The 20621-nt window shown below is 45.2% G+C and carries 15 protein-coding genes and 1 pseudogene; 5 read left to right on the top strand and 11 right to left on the bottom strand.

The genetic code is table 11. From position 1 onward, the window contains the following. Positions 1–136 precede the first annotated feature (136 nt). Entirely contained in the window at positions 137–1873 is a 1737-nt protein-coding gene (locus R8O11_RS13385; protein WP_230238204.1) for a BCCT family transporter, read from the top strand. 94 nt (positions 1874–1967) lie between these two features. Here the strand turns inward: R8O11_RS13385 and R8O11_RS13380 are convergent, their stop codons facing one another. The 6 genes from R8O11_RS13380 to R8O11_RS13355 all read right to left on the bottom strand — a co-directional run bounded on the left by R8O11_RS13380 (position 1968) and on the right by R8O11_RS13355 (position 9133). After that, a complete protein-coding gene (locus R8O11_RS13380; RefSeq protein ID WP_115386780.1) occupies positions 1968–2894 on the bottom strand; it encodes a LysR substrate-binding domain-containing protein in 927 nt (308 codons plus the stop codon). A gap of 247 nt (positions 2895–3141) precedes the next feature. After that, on the bottom strand, positions 3142–4506 hold the full coding sequence (locus tag R8O11_RS13375; RefSeq protein ID WP_230238205.1) for a TrkH family potassium uptake protein: 1365 nt from the start codon (positions 4504–4506) through the stop codon (positions 3142–3144). A 1-nt stretch (position 4507) separates the two neighbouring features. Continuing rightward, positions 4508–5161 (bottom strand): potassium channel family protein, encoded by a 654-nt coding sequence (locus R8O11_RS13370; protein WP_005375180.1) that lies wholly within the window; start codon positions 5159–5161, stop codon positions 4508–4510. Between the two features lie 151 nt (positions 5162–5312). After that, positions 5313–6011 (bottom strand): response regulator transcription factor, encoded by a 699-nt coding sequence (locus tag R8O11_RS13365; protein WP_318194213.1) that lies wholly within the window; start codon positions 6009–6011, stop codon positions 5313–5315. After that, on the bottom strand, positions 6008–7042 hold the full coding sequence (locus tag R8O11_RS13360) for a DUF4118 domain-containing protein (protein ID WP_318194212.1): 1035 nt from the start codon (positions 7040–7042) through the stop codon (positions 6008–6010). Before R8O11_RS13360 ends, R8O11_RS13365 begins: the two co-directional genes overlap by 4 nt. A gap of 237 nt (positions 7043–7279) precedes the next feature. Then, the gene (locus tag R8O11_RS13355; RefSeq protein WP_033906862.1) at positions 7280–9133 is read right to left on the bottom strand and encodes an ABC transporter ATP-binding protein; all 1854 of its coding nucleotides are present in this window, start codon (positions 9131–9133) and stop codon (positions 7280–7282) included. A gap of 145 nt (positions 9134–9278) precedes the next feature. Here R8O11_RS13355 and R8O11_RS13350 point away from each other — a divergent pair, with 145 nt between their 5' ends. From R8O11_RS13350 to fhuB, 4 genes are read left to right on the top strand one after another with little or no spacing between them, the layout of a single operon-like run. Then, a complete protein-coding gene (locus R8O11_RS13350) occupies positions 9279–11366 on the top strand; it encodes a TonB-dependent siderophore receptor (protein WP_262583787.1) in 2088 nt (695 codons plus the stop codon). A gap of 51 nt (positions 11367–11417) precedes the next feature. After that, entirely contained in the window at positions 11418–12203 is a 786-nt protein-coding gene (locus R8O11_RS13345) for an ABC transporter ATP-binding protein (protein ID WP_053307902.1), read from the top strand. Further along, positions 12194–13123: an iron-siderophore ABC transporter substrate-binding protein gene (locus tag R8O11_RS13340; RefSeq protein ID WP_080996220.1), complete on the top strand. Its 930-nt coding sequence runs from the start codon at positions 12194–12196 to the stop codon at positions 13121–13123. The genes R8O11_RS13345 and R8O11_RS13340 overlap by 10 nt, the downstream gene beginning before the upstream one ends. Continuing rightward, positions 13120–15087, top strand: a complete 1968-nt coding sequence (gene fhuB / locus R8O11_RS13335; protein WP_053307903.1) for a Fe(3+)-hydroxamate ABC transporter permease FhuB — start codon at positions 13120–13122, stop codon at positions 15085–15087. Before R8O11_RS13340 ends, fhuB begins: the two co-directional genes overlap by 4 nt. 95 nt (positions 15088–15182) lie before the next feature. Here the strand turns inward: fhuB and R8O11_RS13330 are convergent, their stop codons facing one another. From R8O11_RS13330 to R8O11_RS13310, 5 genes and pseudogenes are all read right to left on the bottom strand, one after another. Beyond that, entirely contained in the window at positions 15183–16031 is an 849-nt protein-coding gene (locus tag R8O11_RS13330) for a mechanosensitive ion channel family protein (RefSeq protein ID WP_005375171.1), read from the bottom strand. Positions 16032–16126: 95 nt separating this feature from the next. Then, complete coding sequence (locus R8O11_RS13325; protein WP_262583788.1) at positions 16127–17467, bottom strand: HlyD family type I secretion periplasmic adaptor subunit; 1341 nt, start codon at positions 17465–17467, stop codon at positions 16127–16129. Next, positions 17442–19160, bottom strand: a complete 1719-nt coding sequence (locus R8O11_RS13320; protein ID WP_017821856.1) for a type I secretion system permease/ATPase — start codon at positions 19158–19160, stop codon at positions 17442–17444. Before R8O11_RS13320 ends, R8O11_RS13325 begins: the two co-directional genes overlap by 26 nt. A 152-nt stretch (positions 19161–19312) precedes the next feature. Further along, positions 19313–19903, bottom strand: coding sequence for a calcium-binding protein (locus R8O11_RS13315; protein WP_005375168.1), 591 nt, complete (start codon positions 19901–19903; stop codon positions 19313–19315). 206 nt (positions 19904–20109) lie between these two features. Then, positions 20110–20550 (bottom strand): annotated as a pseudogene (locus tag R8O11_RS13310) (LuxR C-terminal-related transcriptional regulator); the annotation flags it as partial. Positions 20551–20621 lie beyond the last annotated feature (71 nt).

Here is a 20621-nt window from a genome sequence, read left to right as displayed (position 1 = left end):
TTGTCATGATTAATACTCATTAACCGATGAGTATTAATCAGTTGAAACACAAAAGCCCTCTCTCTACTCTCTTTCAAAAATTAACAATAACGCAACAAACAATAACGCTAAAACAAACGCACTGTGAGGGATGCCTATGAGAGCAACATCTGGGATATTGAAAGGACTCAATCCGACTGTGACTATCGCATCAAAGATCGTCGTTATCGGTTTTGTACTTTTCTGCGCCATTCTCGCCAATCAAGCGGGCCAATACTTCGAAACGATTTCCGGCATTTTGCTACAGAATATGAAGTGGTTTTACATCGGACTTGTTTCACTCGTTGTCGGTTTTCTTCTTTACCTTATGGTTAGTCGATATGGGCATATTCGTTTGAGTAAAGATGACGAAAAACCAGAGTTTAGTTATTTGTCTTGGGTATCCATGCTTTTTTCCGGAGGCATGGGGATAGGCTTAATTTTCTGGTCGGTCGCCGAACCGATGTGGCATTACGCTGACAACCCATTTACTCAAGGCCTGACCAATGAAGCCGCAACAACATCAATGAAACTGACATTCTTTCACTGGGGTCTACATCCTTGGTCTGTCTTTATCATTGTTGCACTCGCATTAGCTTACTTTTCCTACCGTAAAGATCTGCCTTTTACCCTACGCTCTATCTTGTACCCTTTGATTGGTGATCGTATTTATGGGCCTATCGGACACACGGTTGATATCCTAACAGTCGCGGTGACTGCTTTCGGTATCTCTCAAACCTTGGGGATGGGAGTTATCCAAATAAACTCTGGTTTGAATCAAGCCTTTGGTCTAGATATTAGTTTGGGGATTCAACTCTTTATTATCGTTTCCCTTTGTACTTGTGCGGTTGCGTCGGTGATATCTGGTGTAGGAAAAGGTATTCGCCGTTTATCAGAATGGAACATGCTGCTCTCACTCGCACTCGTGCTAGTCGTACTTTACATTGGTCCAACTCGCTATATCTTAAATACGCTACTCGAAAGTACGGGGCTTTATGCACAAAACATTGTCGGTATGAGCTTATGGAGCGATGCACAGAATGACTCTGGCTGGCAAAACTGGTGGACGGCTTATTACTGGCCTTGGTGGATGACTTGGGCACCTTTCGTTGGCATGTTTGTGGCTCGTATCTCTAAAGGACGCACAATACGTGAACTTATCGGCGGTGCTCTCATCGTACCCACGCTGATCACGTTTTTATGGATTTCAGTATTTGGTGGTGCAGCGTTGAAGGTAGAGCAAGACGCTCGTGTTGCTCATCAAGAGCAAGTCACTGCGGCACAAGAAGCCAAACAGACACCACCTGCGGATTTTTCTGGCGGCCCGATTCTTGAAGCGACTAAAGCTGATACGACACGCGCTTTGTTTACGCTATTCGACAACCTAGATACAGGTATGTTTGGTAAACTCCTTAGCGTGCTTGCGTGTTTATTACTCGGTACTTATTTCATTACCTCCGCTGACTCAGGTACCTTAGTTCTATGTACCCTCGATGCCGCTGGACACAGTGAGCCTCCTACCTCTATACGCGTATTGTGGGGGATCATGATCGCCGCCATTGCGGGAGTGCTTCTATACGCCGGAGGGTTAAAAGCAATGCAAACGGCCTCCATTATTGCCGGTTTCCCTATCGCGATTTTTATCGCGGTGATGAGCTTAACGCTGTTCCATAGTATTCGACGCGAACCTAAGCCATGGGCAATGCTTCCTGAGCATGTTCACCCAGAGCAAGAGAAACTTGATGGTCCTGTTGAACCGCTTGTTGAAAGCAAAACAGTGGCTTCCGAGCCTATCGCTTCAAGATCCTCACAAAAAAGTGATTCCACACTCAATCAGGGACCAGTACTAAGTTAGTGCGTCGTTTCATCAATCAATTAAAACAAAGCGGGAACTGGTACTCCCGCTTTTTTAACATGACCAAACTCTGTTATTTTCTCTGCTTATTGATTTAGGCTAAACCTCGATCACCCACCTCATCTGGCAACTGTTGCAAAAGCCACTCTCTAAAACGCTTGACGCTTGCTGGGATTAAACCTCTATTTTTAGGTTCAAGCATAGAGAAATTGGAAGGTGTTGAAAGCACGTGTTCGACTGGCCTAACTAAAGCACCGCTTTGTAAATAGTCGTCCACTAATGATCCCCAGGCTAACGCGATTCCCTGACCATTAATTGCCGCTTGTAACAGCATTGGATAGTTATTGATGTTCATGCGATTACGAGGCGAAATATTTGGCAATCCTACACTCGCAAACCACTGCTCCCAATTCACCCAATCTCTTTGAGACTCCTCCAGATAGAGTAACGTTTTATTGAAGATTTCTTCTGGCTTACTAGGCTGGCCGATTTTCTCTAAATAAAGCGGGCTACACACAGGGAATACTTCTTCTGAAAATAGCGTTGTCACATCCATTTCCGCAGGTGGAGTGCGACAATAAAACAAGGCGAGATCGCAATCTAATCGGCGTAAGTCCAACACATTATCTGAGGCCAATATTCTTATATCGATGTCATCATGTTCATTTTGAAATTGAGCAACCTTAGGCAACAACCACAAGGCTGCCATTGCATTTGTCGTCGCAACCGTGATCTTTTGTTCGCCCTGCCACTTCTTCACTTCACCCGTGATTTGAGCAATATCGAGCAAAGATTGGCTGACAGCTTGATAATATTGAAGACCTGTAGGCGTTAAATTAATGCTTCGATTGGCTCGCGTGAACATAGCCTTGCCTAAGTATTCTTCTAATTGTCTAATTTGGCGACTGATAGCACCTTGAGTCACGTTTAGCTCGTCAGCGGCTAACGTAAAACTCAAGTGCCGCGCCGACGCTTCAAACGCAACGAGGCTATTTAAAGGTGGGAGGGGTTTGATTTTCATGTATCTTCCAGTAAGGCAGTATTGTAATTATTTTTATTCCCGGCAATCTTATGTTGCACGTGGATAATGCCATTCTGGGCAACACCTCAAAAACGACAATTTATAAATGATAAAAAATAGAGATGAATCATAAATTGTTGTGAGAGAGACTGCCGTATACAGTTTCGTGGCTACAACGAGCACAAAAAGAGGAGCAGTTACTCCTCTTTTGTCTAGCCTTTTGCTCACTTTGTACGAGTTAGCCCATTTACCCTATTGCCAGTTTAGTACTCGCGTAACGCGCTTTTTTCTTTCTTGGACTGGCTAAGAAGTACGCTAATGTAAGAGGCCCTAATCGTCCCATAAACATCATGAAGATGATCACTAACTCACCCGGTTCGGACAAACTGCCCGTTAAGCCTCGCGATAACCCAACCGTACCCAGTGCCGAGACCGCTTCGAACATAATGTCTAACATAGACGCTTTCTCTGTCAGTAACAGCGTGAATATGGCAAACCAAGTCACCCCCACCGAGATCAGAGTCAGCGCCAATGCCTTGCTGATGGTCTCTTTGGGAATCTCGCGTTGAAAGGCATAGGTTGCTTCATCGCGACGCAAATAGCTGTAAGTTGCCAAGACCAATACCATAAATGTCACAACTTTAATGCCACTTGCCGTACTCAATGAACCACCGCCGATAAACATCAACACCAGAATGATCGCCGTTGTGGCATCTTCCAACTGATCGATAGCTAAAGTGTTGAACCCTGCCGTTCTTGGCGTCACCGCTTGAAACCACGATGCCCACCATTTCCCTGCTTCGCTCAACGGGGCAAGCGTGTTGGGGTTGTCATATTCAATCAGATAAATCGCGATAAGTGCCACCACGTTAATGATCATCGTGCCTAAGATCATCATTCGACTGTAAACGGTGAGTCGATGCCAACGGCGATTGCGTTTTAAGTCAATCCAAACCGAGAAGCCTAAACCACCAATAATGAACAAACTGGTAATGGTGAAGTTAACGACCGGGTCGTCCATGTAAGGCATTAAGCTATCGGCACTCAACGCAAAACCTGCATTGTTAAACGCACTGATGGTGTAGAAGAAACCATGGAACAAACTGGTTTCCCAGCCCAGCTCTTCACTCCAATAAACGCTCAAAATAGTGAAACCAATAAGTTCAACGAGCAGAGCGAACATCAATACAGATTTAGCAGTGGCAATGAGTGTCGACGAGTCAGTTTGGTTGAACGCCTCTCTCGCGACTGCTCGCTCCAAAAAGCCAATTTTTCCGCCCAGAGCCAGCAAGGTCACGATGGCAAACGTCATTAAACCTAGGCCACCACATTGAATCAGGAAAGCAATAACCACTTGCCCAAAAGGCGTAAACGCCGTGCCCGTGTCCACCACAACTAATCCCGTCACCGTAATGGCCGATGTCGCAGTAAACAGGCTTTGAATCCAAGTGATGGGCTCTGTGGTGGCAATCGGCAGTTTGAGTAAGATCGTGCCGAGCATGATCAAGCACGCAAAGCTGAGGCTAAGTATTAATGGCGGTGCGCCCAACAATTTTTTGCCCGCTTTGGGTTTTCGCTCGATGGGGATAATAGAGGGATGCCACAAAACCATGTTACACCAACCTTGGAGCGACGTATTTCAGCTCAGCGCGACTACCACAAAGCAACAGCGTGTCGAACTCATTAAGCACAAACTCATCATTGATATTGGTGTAGACGGCTTCTTCGCGCTTCACCAAGATAGGCTGAATGTTGTAACTGCCTCGGCTGATCAACTTAGAAAGCGGCGTATCGTGCAGATTGGATTTAACGTGGATTTCCACCACATACAAGCCATGCCCCATTTCCAAATAGTTGTTCACCATCGGATAGTTGAGTGCCTGCGCGACTCTTACGCCCATCTCCTCTTCCGGATGAATAATGCGTTGTACACCAAGCTTAGACACGATGGTGTGGTGTGCTTTGGTGCTCGCTTTGACCCAAATAGATTTCACACCCAGATTTTTCAGCGCCAGCGTACACAACAAACTGGCTTGCATGTCTTCGCCAATCGCCACCAACACCACATCACTGTTCGCTAGCGCTAACTCTCTGAGTGCACCTTCGTCTGTTGCGTCACATATGACCGCTTGCGTTAACTCTTCGACGTATTTTTCGACGATTTTCGGGTCGCTATCCACCCCCGTTACGGTGTGTCCAAGATGAATAAGTTCTAAGCTGGCGGCAACGCCAAATCGCCCTAGACCAATTACTGTAAAGTGAGCCATATCAATACCTAACTGTGTTTTATGTATAGAAAATGCTAATGCGTTAAGGGTTAGACTGATTTTCCGTCACGGAAAATAGGCAACACGAATCCTGTTCGAGTGCCGATAACCAGCACTAAACCTTGGCATTAACGTTGATTAAATTTGGAATTTAGTGGTGCTTGGACGCCTCTAGCACTATACGATAACCCAACCCCGGCTCGGTTTTTAATAGCCGCTGTTCGTCAGCACTATCGTTCAGTTTTTTGCGTAGTTGACTCACTAACACACGTAAGTAGTGAGTATCTTCGACATGACTTTTTCCCCAAATCACCGCTAGCAAATGAGTTTGCTCAATGAGTTTTCCCGGCTTGAGAATCAACTGTTCAATGAAAGAAAACTCTTTCTTGGTGAGTGGAATTTCCCTCTGATCCAACCAAAATTGGTGAGTACTTTTGATGATTTTGACTCGGCCAGCCACCAGCTCATCAGCGACGGTTTGCTCATCCACCAAATCTCGAACCAGCACTTTGATGCGCGCGATGAGCTCTTTTACGCCAAAAGGCTTGCTCAAGTAATCATTCGCGCCTGCTTCTAAAAGGCGGATTTTTTCCTCTTCTTGATCGCGAGCTGTCAGCACTAGCACTGGCGTTTTATACGTCTGACGAAGCGTAGTGAGAAACTCCGCCCCATCGCCGTCGGGCAAGCCTAAATCTAGCAGAATGACGTGCGGCGAATACGCTTCGAAACACGCTTTGGCTTCTGCAATGGTACTCGCGCCAATGTAATCAAACCCTTCAGCAGACAGCGAAATTCGAATAAAGGTATGAATGCGAGGCTCATCGTCCACGACTAAAACTTTGTAACTCACGCCTGCTCTGCTCCTTGATTGAGTGGAAGTCGAATGCGGATCAGCGTCCCTTCTGATACTGGCATAGATTGAATATATCCTTGGTGTGCGGTGATGATGCCTTTGGCAACCGCGAGTCCCATTCCGGTGCCTGAATCGGCCGATTTGTTGTTCGCGCCGGAATAGAAAAGGTTGAATATTTTTTCCGCATCTTCAGCTTTGATGCCAATCCCCATGTCCCGAACATCAATCACGCACGACGAACCCTGCTTAGAAAGTGAAACCTCAACAGATTCATTCTCTGGCGAAAATCGCATGGCATTATCCAGCACATTAAAAATCGCTTGTTCGATGAGCGAACGACTTACTGACAAATAGCCAACGGCTTCATCCATATTCATGGATACTTTCTCGGTGTAATTCGGCAAACGAGAAACCGCATCCCGCACAATATTCGCAATAGGCTCATCTTTTTTGGTAATTTTTAATGTGCCGTGCTGGAGCTTAGTCGCCTGTAAGAGGTTCTCGATATATTGATGCAAGCGATGGCTTTCTGAAGTCGCACTGTCGAGCAATTCTTTACGCTCTAAGTCATCGAGCTTGGGCATGTACTCGTTGAGTGTGGTCAGTGTTCCAATAATGGTTGCTAGCGGCGTGCGTAGGTCATGGGACACCGATAGCAGGATGCTGTTTTGCAGCTTGGTTTGTTTTAACTCTCCCTGCTGCCGACGATAAAGATCCGCAAAGGTGCTGGTGATAAAAGCCACCACCATAAACACGACTAAATTAAAAATGTCTTCCGGACGAAACATCTGCAAAGAGTAACGAGGCGTCGTGAAAAAGAAGTTGAAGCTCAACGCTTCGACCACCGCCGCCGCATAAGCGAATCGCGAGTTGCATTGAAACGCCACTACCACGACCGCTAACTGTAAAATCAGCAGGACTGCGGCTGTAGAGCCAAACAGTTGGTCTAACAGCCATGAGACGACAACCGCACCAACAATCACGGTAGTAGAAAAGAGAAAGGTGTTATCTCGCCATTGAACAAACATAAAATACATCAACCAAAATTCGATGTAGAAAACTTTAGCAAAAGCCCATTCGGAGTTCGCGTAAAAAAAGCGTAAAAAATTCAATAACGATAGTGAGTTATAAACATAATCATCATTAAGTTGGCCTAACTCAATGAATAATCACAAGTTAACGTTGCCCATTAACGCCTACTTACTCGGTATAAACGACAGACACAAAAAAGAGGAGCATTTGCTCCTCTTTCGTGTAGCGTCATATTAGATGACTTGCAGTTGAGCATCACCTTGCTCAGACAAAAATCCGCCGGTTTGATGCTTCCACAACTGAGCGTAAACACCACCCAATTGCAGCAGCTCGTAATGCGAGCCTTGCTCAATGATTTTGCCGTCATCCATTACAATCAAACGATCCATCGCGGCAATCGTTGATAAACGGTGAGCAATCGCAATCACTGTTTTTCCTTCCATCAGAACTTCAAGGTTTTCTTGAATTGCCGATTCTACTTCTGAATCAAGTGCAGACGTTGCTTCATCCATGATCAAAATTGGCGCGTTTTTCAGCAGAACGCGAGCAATCGCCACACGTTGACGCTGACCACCAGACAGCTTCACACCGCGTTCACCCACTTCAACGTCATAGCCAACGTTACCTTGCTCGTCTCGTAGAGATTGAATGAAATCATGAGCATGTGCTTTCTCAGCAGCTGCGATAACGGCATCCATTGAAGCATCTGGATCACCGTAAAGAATGTTCTCTTTAATTGAACGATGCAGCAAAGAGGTGTCTTGCGTGATCATACCGATGTGTTGGCGAAGCGACTCTTGTTCGACTTGAGAAATGTCCTGTCCATCAATACAAATCTTACCGGTATTTACGTCGTAAAAACGCAGCAACAAGTTGACCAACGTGGATTTACCTGCCCCAGAGCGACCGACAATGCCGACTTTTTCGCCCGGTTTGATAGTCAGGTTCAAGTTCTCAAATACCGCCTTCTCGTCACTGTAGTTAAAACCTACGTGATCAAAGCAGATCTCACCTTGGGAGATTTGCAAAGGCTTAGCATTTGGTACGTCTTTCACTTCAACATCGTTTGAAATCGTATTAATACCGTCTACTACTGTACCGATGTTTTCAAACAGTGCGCTAACTTCCCACATGATCCACTTCGACATACCTTGTACGCGCAATGCAATACTGATGGCAATCGCAATAGCACCAATTGTTACAGCGTGATCTAGCCATAGATAAACCGAAATGGCACTAATAGACATCAGCAGCAAATAGTTGATGGCATCCACACTAAACAGTAAACAAGTCACCATGCGCATTTGGCGGTAAACCGTCACCAAAAATTGCTTCATGCTGCTTTCTGCGTATTCCAACTCTCGTTGCGAGTGCGCGAATAGCTTTACGGTAGATATGTTGGTGTAAGAATCGACAATGCGCCCAGTCATTACAGAACGAGCATCCGCTTGCTCTGTCGCTACTTGTTTCATTTTAGGGATAAAGTAGAACTGGATAACCGCGTACATTCCTATCCAAATCACAATAGGTAGCATTAGCAAACCATCGGCTTCGCCCATCATCCAAAGCATCGAAAGAAAATAAACGCTGATATAAACCAGTACATCCACCAGCTTCATGACCGTTTCTCGTACCGCTAACGCACTTTGCATCACTTTGGTCGCAACTCGGCCTGCAAAGTCACGCTGGAAAAATCCAACCGCTTGTTTTAGCAAGTAACGGTGAATCAACCAACGGATAGACATCGGGTAGTTACCCAATAACGTTTGGTGCATCACCATTGAGTGGACAAAACCGAGAGCTGGCATCACAACCGCCACTAAGAACAGCATCATTAGCATGCGATCACCCTGGTCTTGCCAGAATGTTGCGCGATCTTGATTAGAGAGAATATCGACGAGCTCGCCCATATAACGCAACAGCGTCACCTCAGTAATGGCAATAAGCGCACTGAACACAGCCATAACGAGTAAAGGGGCTTCAAAGCCACGAGTGTAAAAACGACAAAAGCCAAATAGCGTCTTCGGTGGCTTTTCGGTTTCCATCTGGGGAAAGGGTTGGGTCAGCTTTTCAAACCAATTGAACATAACAATGACTTTAGGTACCGCGAATGAATTTGCGAACGTTTTACTATCTTTTGATACAAAAGTCAGTAAAATACCGAAACAAAAGCTCAAATGATAATAATTACAATTAAGCTTAGCGTTAATCATAATTATCGGGAATAGATTTATGCAAAAGAATAACTCACTGACCATCGCTATCCGCAACGCGTTGGTTTGTGCTTTAGCACCTACAGCAGTGGTTGCATTCACAGCACAAGCTCAAGATGACGTGATTGCCATGGAGACCATAACGGTCACCGCGCAAGCACTTAAAGTAGAAACCCCGGCAGCAGAAACGCCGCGCAGCGTATCTATCATTTCTGAAGATGAACTTCGTGTTCGTGCACCGAAAAAACTAGATGAAGCGTTACGCTACACGTCTGGTGTAACCGCTCAGCCTTATGGCGCAGACAACGACACTGATTGGTTCAAAGTTCGTGGATTTGATGCAGCGACTTACCTAAACGGCAACCGCCTATTCCGCGATGGTTACTACACATGGTTGGTCGAACCTTACGGCCTAGAAAGTGTAGAAGTCGTTAAAGGTCCATCGGCTATTCTGTTTGGTGAATCGGCACCAGGCGGTATCGTGAATGCGGTGCAGAAAAAACCAACGTTTACGCCTCAAGGCGAAGTAAAAGTCGAAGTTGGCAACAACCAACACCAATCCGTAGGTTTTGACATTGCTGACGAAGCAAACGACGCAGGCACTGTGCGCTATCGTTTGGTTGGCTTGATGACAAGCCAAGATGGTGAACTGGACGGCACAAACAACGAGCGTTTCTACCTAGCGCCAAGTGTCGAGTTCGACATTTCTGACCGTACAATGCTGACCGTTTTGGCAACTTACCTTCGTGATGACGGTGTACCAACTAACCCATTCTTCCCAGCAGCAGGTACTCTGATTGGTTCTAACTTTGGCAAAATCGATCCTTCGACTAACCTTGGTCAGCCAAACTACGATAAATACGAACGCACACAGTTTTCTCTGGGTTACTTACTAGAGCACGACATCAATGACACGTGGTCACTCTCGCAAAACCTCAACTACGGTTCGAATGAGTTGTACTTGCGCAGCTCTTACGCGTTCTCAAACAACGATCCAGCGAAAGAAGAATTAACGCAAGGCATCGTATTCCGTGACGGAAAAAACCAGAGCATCACGTTCGATAACAATGCTGTCGGCAACTGGATGACAGACAACGCAGAGCACACAGTGCTTATCGGTATGGATCTGCAATTCCACAAAACCGATGGCGACGAGCAGGACAACTACGCATTTGGCACCATCAATCCGTGGAACCCAGTTTACGGCAACTTCACCCCTCTTGATCCTGCCGACAACGTGAAACGTGAGATTGAGAAATCTCAAGCAAGTCTCTATTCACAATACCAATTGAAACTGCATGAACAGTGGATTGGTAACATCGGTGCTCGTTACGACTGGGTGAAAACAGAAAACTCTGGCAAAGGCGCTACCGTTGATCAAAGTGAATCTCGTGATGATGGTCAGCTATCTCTAAGTGCGGGTGTGATGTACCTTGCAAACAATGGCCTGTCACCTTACGCAAACTACTCTCAGTCGTTTGAAGTGATCAGCACTATTGATACGGCAACCAATGAACTTTACAAACCGCTGGAAGGCGAGCAAGTAGAAGTGGGGGTGAAGTATGAGCCAAGCTTTATAGATGGCTTTATCAACCTTGCATGGTTCGACATCACGCAAAAGAACGCGTTGGTCACTAACCCATCAACATGGATTGCGACACAAACAGGTGAAGTGACATCTCAAGGTGTTGAGCTAGAAAGCACGGCGCAGCTAACCGACGATCTAAAACTGATGGCAAGCTACACCTACACTAAAGCGAAAACAGATGAGAGCTTTGGCCAAGGTAAAAAACAAGCCGCACTTATTCCTGAGCACCAAGCTTCTGCATGGGTAGACTACAGCGCCTACAGCCTGATTCCAGGCCTCAATATCGGTACTGGTGTGCGCTACGTAGGTGAGTCAAAAGATAACCCTAAGAGCTCGAACCTAACGGTTCCTTCAGTCACTCTTTGGGATGCGTCAGTCACTTACGACATCACTTCACAGTGGCAAGCACAGCTAAACGTGAACAACATCCTAGATAAAGAGTTTGTTTCAGGTTGCGATTACTGGTGTTACTACGGCCAGTCTCGCTCTGTTATGCTAAACGCAAACTACCGCTGGTAATTGTACTTCTACTCCCCTCTATTGAGGGGAGTTTTCTCCTAAGAGCCATCCATGTTTCAACTGTCTAATATTGAGATCGTGCGAGGTGGACGTCAGATCCTCGGCATCGAACAACTTAACATCCCAACAAATGAGCTAACGGTCGTTTTAGGCCATAACGGTTCAGGTAAGTCGACACTGGTGAACCTGCTTTCTGGTCAAATGCCACCAGATAAAGGCATGGTAACACTAAACGATACTTCCCTTTCATCACTCAAAACCAAAGAGTTGGCAAAACAGATCGCCTATTTGCCACAAAAGCTGCCCTCTTCGGCTGGTTTAACGGTCGAAGAGCTAGTGCGCTTAGGTCGCTTTCCGTGGCGTGGGGCACTTGGTCGTTGGAAAGCTGAAGACAAACAGATCATCACGCAGGCTATGGAACGAACAGGGGTTACACCTTTTGCTCAAGCTTTGGCGGATGACTTATCGGGCGGCGAGCGCCAACGTGCTTGGGTGTCTATGCTACTGGCTCAACAATCGCCAATTTTAATTCTCGATGAGCCAACCTCGGCGCTCGATGTTCACCATCAGTTTCAACTAATGGCGCTGCTGGCAGAACTGAATCGAACCGAGAATGTAGGCATTATCGTGATCCTGCACGATCTGAACTTAGCACTGCGCTACGCCACCCACATTGTTGCGCTCAAAAAAGGTAAAATTGCCTTTGAAGGCAACGCCGACATGTTGTTAGACGAGGCACGCCTTTCTAAACTATATGAGTCACCAATTAAGCTGATTGAGCACCCAAGCCCGGCTAACACATTAGCGAGCCAAAAGGTGGCTGTTGTATGCGCATAATGGCTCGTTTACTTACTTTGGTTATGCAATCTGCCTTCCTATCGGCATTTTTTATGACCAACGCAAATGCAAAAATCACCATTACTGATCAATATGGTGAGCATAGTTTTGAGCAAGCGCCACAACGCGTTGTTGCCTTAAACTGGGACATCTTAGAACAAGTTTTGGCGCTAAACGTAGAGCCAATCGCAGCCCCAAATTTACCAGGCTACCGCCAATGGGTAGTCAATCCAACCGCACCAGAGTCAATTGAAGATATTGGAACCCGAGCAGAGCCCAACTTAGAAAAAATAGCCAGTTTGAAACCAGATGTCATCCTTGCTGCGTCTCCACAGCAAGACTTGATTCCGTTACTCAAACAAATTGCTCCGGTAATCTATTTACCTAATTTTTCTGAAAATGAGGCCGCAGCTGAAACGGCCATTCGTCACTTTCGTACGCTCAGCAAGCTATTCAATAAAGAGGCACTTGCTGAACAGAAACTGGCAGAATTAGATGCTTCATTTGCGCAGATGCGCCAGCGAATTCGCCACTATTACTCTTCTCCACTCAGCGTTCTTGTGATGCGATTTTCAACTCCGAATACTGTATTACTTGCAACCGAAAACTCCACCACTGACTACGTGGTTAGAAAACTGGGATTACAGGCTCCAATTAAAGAGGACCCACGAGCGTGGGGAGTAAAGCAAGATCGAATCAATCGGCTTCAGGGCCTTCAAAACAGCTACGTTCTCTACGTACAACCTTTCCCAGAAGAACGAAAACTGAAAGAGTCGCCACTTTGGCAAGCGATGCCGTTTGTGAAAAAGCAGCGGGTAAATTCAGTCAGAGCAGTGTGGGCGTATGGCGGTGCCATGTCTTTGCAATACACCGCTGAAGCGATTACCGACAGTCTAATAGAGTTGGCACCAGAACAATGAGAACGAAACATTATATTGGTTATCTGGCGCTGATTACGTTACTTAGCGTCTTTAGCCTACAAATTGATACTAATTTATCACTTTTCGAACAATGGCAATTATTAACAAAACCAGAGGTAGCAACCGAGTTTCGTGATGTATTCTTTACGCAAGCGCAACTTCCTAGGTTAAGTATGACCCTGCTTGTTGGTGCCATGCTTGGTCTCACCGGCAGCTTAATGCAGCAATTAACGCAGAATAACCTCACCTCGCCGTTGACTCTTGGCACCTCTTCTGGTGCTTGGCTTGCATTAGTCGTGGTAAACATTTGGTTCGTCGATTGGGTCGCCGATTACTCTGCATTAGCCGCAATGTTTGGGGCTTTAGTGGCGTTTGGCCTGATCGTATCAATTGCCGGTGTGCGTAATATGACAGGTTTGCCGTTGGTCGTTTCGGGGATGGTGATCAATATCTTGCTCGGTTCTATCGCCACAGCCATTATTATTTTAAACGCCCAGTTCGCACAGAATATTTTTATGTGGGGAGCAGGAGACCTCTCTCAATACAGCTGGGATTGGTTTGAGTGGTTATTGCCTCGCTGCGCTATCGCAATCGTAATTTTGATCGTCGCACCACGTATTCTGACCTTAATGAAACTAGGACAAGAAGGCGCAGCAGCCCGAGGCTTAGCGGTATTACCCGCGTTTGGTGCGTTAATGGTGATGGGTATTTGGCTGGTATCTGCCTCCATCACCGCAGTTGGTATTATCAGCTTCATCGGATTACTGACACCCAATATTGCCAGAGCGATGGGGGCAAGAACACCGCGCGACGAATTGATCAGCAGCATGCTTTTGGGCGCAATGCTACTAATCATCACAGACTCTGCCGCTATCTCGCTGAGCTTATGGTTAGAGGAAACCATTCCTAGCGGCGTAGCGGCTGCAGCTATTGGCGCTCCCGCTTTAATTTGGTTTACTCGTAAAAAGCTGACGGCAACCGATCAACTTAACCTTTCAATGAGCCAAGGAAAAACGGCGCTTTCTAAACGCGCGGTATGCAGCATTGCGCTATTCAGTCTGGTTGGGATTCTAGCTTACTCATTCGTTACCCATGGTATAAACGGAATTCAATGGTCTGTGCCAGGTGAGTTCCAATGGCAATTGCGTTGGCCGAGAATGTTAACCGCACTTTCTGTCGGTATTGCGCTATCCGTTGCCGGAATCATTTTGCAACGCATTGTTTATAACCCTCTGGCAAGTCCCGATATTCTCGGTGTGTCTTCCGGAGCCACGTTTGCCATTATTACGACAGGAGTCATCGCTGGGTCGCTTCTCTCCGCATTTAGCTGGGGTATCGCTTTTTTCGGAAGTATGTCCGTATTGATGTTATTGCTGATTATCGGTAAACGAAGCCATTTTAATCCATCTAACTTCGTGTTGTCCGGAATCGCACTAACGGCACTATTAGAAGCCCTCGTTCAATTTTCGCTAGCTCAAGGCTCAGGTGACAGTTACAAAATTTTATTGTGGCTAACTGGTTCTATTTATCGAGTCACAGCCGACACCGCACTGATGCTATGTTTGGCCATAATAGTTCTGCTTGCCGCTGTATTCTCGATTTCTCGTTGGCTAACACTAATTTCCATCGGGCGACAATTCTCAAATGCACGAGGGCTTAACCCTACCGTAGCCAATACGCTTATGCTCACCATCGTTGCTTTGTTATGCGCCTTTTCTACCGCTACAGTTGGTCCAATATCTTTTGTTGGCTTGGTCGCTCCCCATATGGCGATGATGTTAGGAGCAAGAAAAGTGAAAGAGCAACTGTGTGTCGGTGCCTTAATTGGCGCAACCCTAATGTTGTGGGCAGATTGGCTAGGACAAATCGCTATTTATCCAAGTCAGGTCGCAGCTGGCACGTTGGTCGCTATTATAGGCAGCACTTACTTCCTATTTTTAATGCTGAAGAGTAAATTCAGCTAAGTTGGGAATATTGTTACAGCCTAAAAATACGCTAAGAAAAACAAACCCCGCTATTTTGATAGCGGGGTTTGAAATTAAAGGCGAAGTACGATGCTCTATTCTTCTCGCACTACAGGAAAACGCTGCTCATAAAGTTCCATAAAGTCCTTACGAATTAAGTGCTCTAAGTGGTTCGCTTTATCGGTTGGGCAGAAAATCATCACGTGCAGAATTTGTTCACCATTAATGTTGCTAGAAATATGCATATGTGGCTCAGAACCAGGAAGGTCAACACCGGCATGTTTTTCAATCATCGCATTGTAACGATGTGCAACATCAGCAAAGTAACTGCAATGTTCTTCAATTTTATCAGTTAAAATCGGTAACAGTGGATACAAATTGACGAAGTCTTTCACCACTACAGAAAAGTTGTGGTAAACGTACCGCTTCATGAAGTTGAGGTTCTTTACTGGATAGGTAAAGAACATACTATTAGGCAATGTCGCTGTTTTTCCGGTGTAATGATATTGCCCATGATGCAGGTCGATCTCTTGAATCACCGTCGCCATCATATTGTGCTCAATCACTTCACCACACAACTTTCCGACCTCAATCCAGTCTCCAACGCGAAAAGAACGCGAACTTGCTCTTTGAATCGAACCCGTAAAACACAAAATGATTTCTTTGGATGCCACTACAATGGCAACGGCAATCGCCGTTACACTCAGAGCAAATTCGTTAATTTCTGATTGCCATAAAATAAATAAAATCAGTAATGTAACAGCAAAGGTGCCATTTTTAGTTCTGGACATCCAACTACGCTGATCTTCTGAGAGAAAAGCGTGATCACCACGAATCATCGATAAAATTGCACGACGAATTAACCACATAATCGCAAAGATCAGTGCGGTAAAAATCAATTTATGAGTGAGAAGAAAATCGACAACTAACTGCACTTTCTCCATTCCACGGCTCCCTCGAATAAAAATACGGCCCAGTAACAGCTAACGATAACAAATTATTTTGTCTGTTGTCCGTGCTCACTCAAGTCTTTTTGAAATTACTCCTCTCTAAAGGCGCGATTCATGCTTTCTGTAATTGGCTTTATTAGGTAGCTCAATGGCGTTCGTGGCTCAGATAAAATAAGCACTTCGGCATTCATGCCTGAGGTTAAACGATGTTTTGTCACATCTTCCGGTGAAATTGCAATTCTAGCGAGATAAAAATCTTCTTGGTTTTCTTGCGAGAGCTTATCGGCAGAAATCGTCAGCACAGTACCGTCTAAAGGTGCCAACGTCCGTGCATTCAGAGCGGTCAGACGAACATGCGCTTGCTGGCCTGGATTCACTAAATCAATATCCTGAGGATTAACACGAGCCTCGACTAACAACTTATCGTCTTGCGGGACCAGTTCTAGTAACGTTTCACCCGAGCCAATCACACCTTTCTCGGTAAACACTTGCATGTTGACTACGCGACCAGAAATAGGTGCGTTGATCGTTGTTCTTGCGACAATATCTTGAGCGGAGCGATATTCTTCCCGAATTGCGACAATTTCCGTTTTGGTATTTCGTAGTTCCTCGACAATCTCATTCAGCCTTTCAAGCTTCAACTCTTCAATTTGCGCTAGGTTCTCATCTAACCTTTTTCTAACGGTGAGCGACTGCCTGTCTAACTGGCTTAAGGTACTTCTCACCTCCGCTGCTAAGCGCTTGAGTTGAAGTAAAGTAGATTTTCCCGAGAAACCTTTTTGCACCAAGGCTTGGTTACTGTCTATTTCTTCATCAATAAAGTTGAGCCGTTCCGTCTCAATCACTTTGGTTTGCTGAAGGTTTTCAAGCTCTAAATTTGCTCCAGAAATACTCTGCTCAATGATACTCAGTTTACTGTCAAAGAATCGCTTTCTCGCTTCAAAGATCTTGTTTTGAACCAGTTGTGCTTCTTGGACGATATCGACACGGGGAATGCTTTCAAGATCATCAGACCATACAATCGTTGGAAGCTCATCAAGCTCCGCACTTAAACGGTTTTCCTTTGCTAGAGTATGGATAAAACGACCACTTAACGAATCCAACTTAGCCATAGCTTGACGCTTAGAAAGTTGAATTAATAACTGACCTTTTTCGACTAAATCCCCTTCCTGTACATATAGCTTTTCAATAATACCGCCTTCTAAATGCTGAATTTCTTGTCGCTTAGTGAGAACTGACAAATCACCATAAGCAATCGCTGCACTTTCTAACTTGGCTGTTGCAGCCCAGTAGCCAAGACCTCCAAGAAAAACACTTAAGGTCACCACACCGAGTAAAATTGGTTTTCGAAAGCTTAGTCTCGCTTTGGGGCTAAAACGATATACGATCTCGGTAGAACTCTGATTAACGGTTGGCAGTTGATTGCTCATTTCTTACCCTTGGGATATCTGTTCTGTCTTCGCCCATCAAACGTTTTAATACTTCATCTTTAGCGCCGTATAACTTGACTCGGCCGTCAGCCAAATACAACAGCCTATCCATTTGTCGTAACGTACTCGGATTGTGGGCAATGACGATAATCGTTGTACTCTGTGCTTTTAAATGGGCAATCAAACGTTGATACGCAGCCTCTCCCTCACCATCGAGGTTGGCATTCGCTTCATCGAAAATCACAATAGATGGGTCGCCATAAACGGCTCTTGCAAGAGCGATTCTCTGCCTTTCCCCCCCAGATAAACCACGGCCATTTTCACCAATAATGCAATCATAGCCTTTGTTTTTCTTGAGTATTAATTCATGACATCCTGCTAGTTGAGCCGCCTTGATGACTTTAGCGGGGTCTTCTTCTTTAAAGCGCGCGATGTTCTCTCGAATTGTGCCAGGAAATAACTCCACCTCTTGAGCGAGATACCCAAAATGCACGCCGCGATCTTCAGATGCCCATACGGAGACTTCCATTCCATCAAGAGTCACTTTACCCGCTAATGGCTTAACCGTACCTAATAACAGCCGAGCAAACGTCGATTTACCCGTACCAGAAGGGCCAATCACCCCAACAGCAACACCCGGAGGAATCGATAAGCTGATCGATGAGAGCACTGGTTCGGTTGCTCCAGGATGGCGATAGGCCAGTCCGGTAAGCTCATAGTGTCCTTTTGGTTTAGGCAGTGGCATATCTGATTCATCTTGGCGCACGATCGCATCGATTTCTTTCAACCTTTTATAGGCGCCTTTAGCAGACATCGCGCTTCGCCACGTGCCTATCGCCTGCTCCATCGGCGATAATGCCCGACTCATTAATATGGAGCTCGCGATCATCGCCCCTGCCGTTATCTCATGTTGGATAACTAACCATGCACCACCTCCCAGTAAAAATATCTGTAATGAGCCACGCACAAACTTAGAAAAGTTAGCCATGTAGATAGACTTACCTGCAACTCGCTCTTCAAGCACATTCACTTCGCTCACGCGCGACTGCCACTTCTCTAAAAATGCATTCATCATCCCCATTGCGAGAATTGAATTGGAGTTTTGCGTGGCTAATTCTGCGTTGTTGATATGAGAAATCGCTCTGACTTCGCTCTCTTGCATTGTTTTACGCGTCATTAGCTCATTAAGTAGACCTAGGCTAAACAATACGATAGATCCAAGTAACGCGATGTGACCTAGTATCGGGTGCAATAAATACACAAATAAAATAAATAGCGGTGTCCAGGGCGCATCCAACAGTGGATAAGGTGCTTGACTGCTCAAAAAGCTTTTGATGTTCTGAATGTCTCTCAGAGTTTGCGAGGTATAACTCTTCCCAGTATGTGATTGATATTGAATCGTGCGCTTGAGCATGAAAGCGGAGAGTTTTGTATCCATCCAATAACCAAAAGATTTACTCATTTGTGCTCGTGCAATGTCGATGATGGACATGGTTAACAGCGCGACAATTACGATGACAGTGAGCAAGAATAAAGTATCGGTTGAGTAGGAGGATATCACTCGGTTGTACACTTGAAGCATGTACAACGGAATCGAGAGAACCAATAAGTTGATAAAAAGGCTAAAAACGATCAGCAAGCCCGCAAGCGTGCATAGTTTTTGTTTCACTTCTTTGAAAACCGTTTTTTGCACGACTACTTCCGTTTAACGTGAAAATTGTAGGCGCCAGAAATACTAGCGCCTAGCTTAAGGTAACCTCAAATCGCTCTAGAGTGTCCGATTAGTGCACCTCAGCATGGCAGAGCCACGCAAACTAATTCCCATCCAGAGTTATTTTCAGTCGTTTAGATTACGAACAGATCAGCACCATAGGTGTTGATGTCAGTTTCAGTCACGCCAATAAGTTTCACTGTTAGATCAGCCCCATCGGTAAACACTGCATTCCCAACTGCATCGTAGCTAAAGCTTAAATCACCAAAGTCTGTGACAGAGTCGCTAATGATGTGCAAAGAGTCTTCACCAATGGTGAAATCAACAACTTTGGCTTCGCCATGGCCACCAAACTTATCCGTGAACACAAACTTATCGCCATTGCTGCCGCCAACTAAAACGTTGTCACCAGAACCAGCAACAAGAATATCTTCACCGACACCACCATTTAATTTATTGTCGCCCAGCAAACCCAACAGCAAGTCATTACCGGTACCACCGCCGAGGTAGTCGTTTCCTGTACCAGCCCTAAGGATGTCATCTCCAGCACCACCAGTTAGGCGATCATCGCCGTCGCCGCCGATCACATAATCATTACCGCCACCGCCAACAAACGAGTCATTACCACCAAAACCGATAAACAAATCATCGCCGCCATCGAAATCAGCAAATTGGTTATTTACACCTGCATCGCCTAAATACGTGTCATTGTCACTTGCGCTCATTTTTATTCCCTCTTAGCTTATTAATTGAATAGACCTTCTGTTCCACGTCTGACTAGATTCGTCACGACATGAGAAGTCTAATAGTCAACTGAATAGGAATAAGTTTGAATATGGGATGATATTTCAGACTGACATTTTAATAATAAATATAAAATTTAGTACTTTATAGAGTATTTTCTTTTTATTACAGCAAGTTAATACTAGTACTACAGGTTTCTCTTAGCCCAACTTGTAGCTTGCGTACGGTTCTTTACTTCTAACTTTCTAAAAATATTGTATAGATGTGATTTAATAGTATGCTCGCTGATAAATAAAGAATCAGCGATTTCCATATTTGAACCACCTTCTTTCAACATTTTTAAAACCTGAACTTCACGCCGAGTAAGCTCAACCTCAATAGCAGGTTCGATAATGTTATTTGCTTCTCTACCTCGATAATAATTTACTAGCTGATCAAGTAATCTTCGAGACAGCCAGTTATCCCCTTTTATTATTGCTTTTAATCCCTGACAAACCTTGTCCATTGAATCTCCTGGACCAAATATACCTTTTACATGAGGCCAAGAAGCGAGTTCTTCTGTGTCTAAGTCATAACCTAGATTAAGCATTATGGTTCCTAGCACTTTATTACTATCTTTTAAATAGGCTATGTTCCCTTTAATTGTTGCTGAAGACTTAACATCCTGTTTTCATTAAGTTCTTCAGTAACTTCCATGTA

Source organism: Vibrio sp. 1288, from assembly GCF_033344475.1.
Note: the sequence above shows the minus strand (reverse complement) of the source record. Positions and strands in the feature narration are given on the sequence as shown.

What these genes read in the sequence shown, in the direction of transcription:
- R8O11_RS13380 (WP_115386780.1), bottom strand. Translation starts at nt 2,894, where the DNA reads ATGAAAATCAAACCCCTCCCACCTTTAAATAGCCTCGTTGCGTTTGAA.
- R8O11_RS13375 (WP_230238205.1), bottom strand. Translation starts at nt 4,506, where the DNA reads ATGGTTTTGTGGCATCCCTCTATTATCCCCATCGAGCGAAAACCCAAA.
- R8O11_RS13360 (WP_318194212.1), bottom strand. Translation starts at nt 7,042, where the DNA reads ATGTTTGTTCAATGGCGAGATAACACCTTTCTCTTTTCTACTACCGTG.
- R8O11_RS13340 (WP_080996220.1), top strand. Translation starts at nt 12,194, where the DNA reads ATGCGCATAATGGCTCGTTTACTTACTTTGGTTATGCAATCTGCCTTC.
- R8O11_RS13385 (WP_230238204.1), top strand. Translation starts at nt 137, where the DNA reads ATGAGAGCAACATCTGGGATATTGAAAGGACTCAATCCGACTGTGACT.
- R8O11_RS13350 (WP_262583787.1), top strand. Translation starts at nt 9,279, where the DNA reads ATGCAAAAGAATAACTCACTGACCATCGCTATCCGCAACGCGTTGGTT.
- fhuB (WP_053307903.1), top strand. Translation starts at nt 13,120, where the DNA reads ATGAGAACGAAACATTATATTGGTTATCTGGCGCTGATTACGTTACTT.
- R8O11_RS13345 (WP_053307902.1), top strand. Translation starts at nt 11,418, where the DNA reads ATGTTTCAACTGTCTAATATTGAGATCGTGCGAGGTGGACGTCAGATC.
- R8O11_RS13315 (WP_005375168.1), bottom strand. Translation starts at nt 19,903, where the DNA reads ATGAGCGCAAGTGACAATGACACGTATTTAGGCGATGCAGGTGTAAAT.
- R8O11_RS13355 (WP_033906862.1), bottom strand. Translation starts at nt 9,133, where the DNA reads ATGTTCAATTGGTTTGAAAAGCTGACCCAACCCTTTCCCCAGATGGAA.
- R8O11_RS13330 (WP_005375171.1), bottom strand. Translation starts at nt 16,031, where the DNA reads ATGGAGAAAGTGCAGTTAGTTGTCGATTTTCTTCTCACTCATAAATTG.
- R8O11_RS13370 (WP_005375180.1), bottom strand. Translation starts at nt 5,161, where the DNA reads ATGGCTCACTTTACAGTAATTGGTCTAGGGCGATTTGGCGTTGCCGCC.
- R8O11_RS13325 (WP_262583788.1), bottom strand. Translation starts at nt 17,467, where the DNA reads ATGAGCAATCAACTGCCAACCGTTAATCAGAGTTCTACCGAGATCGTA.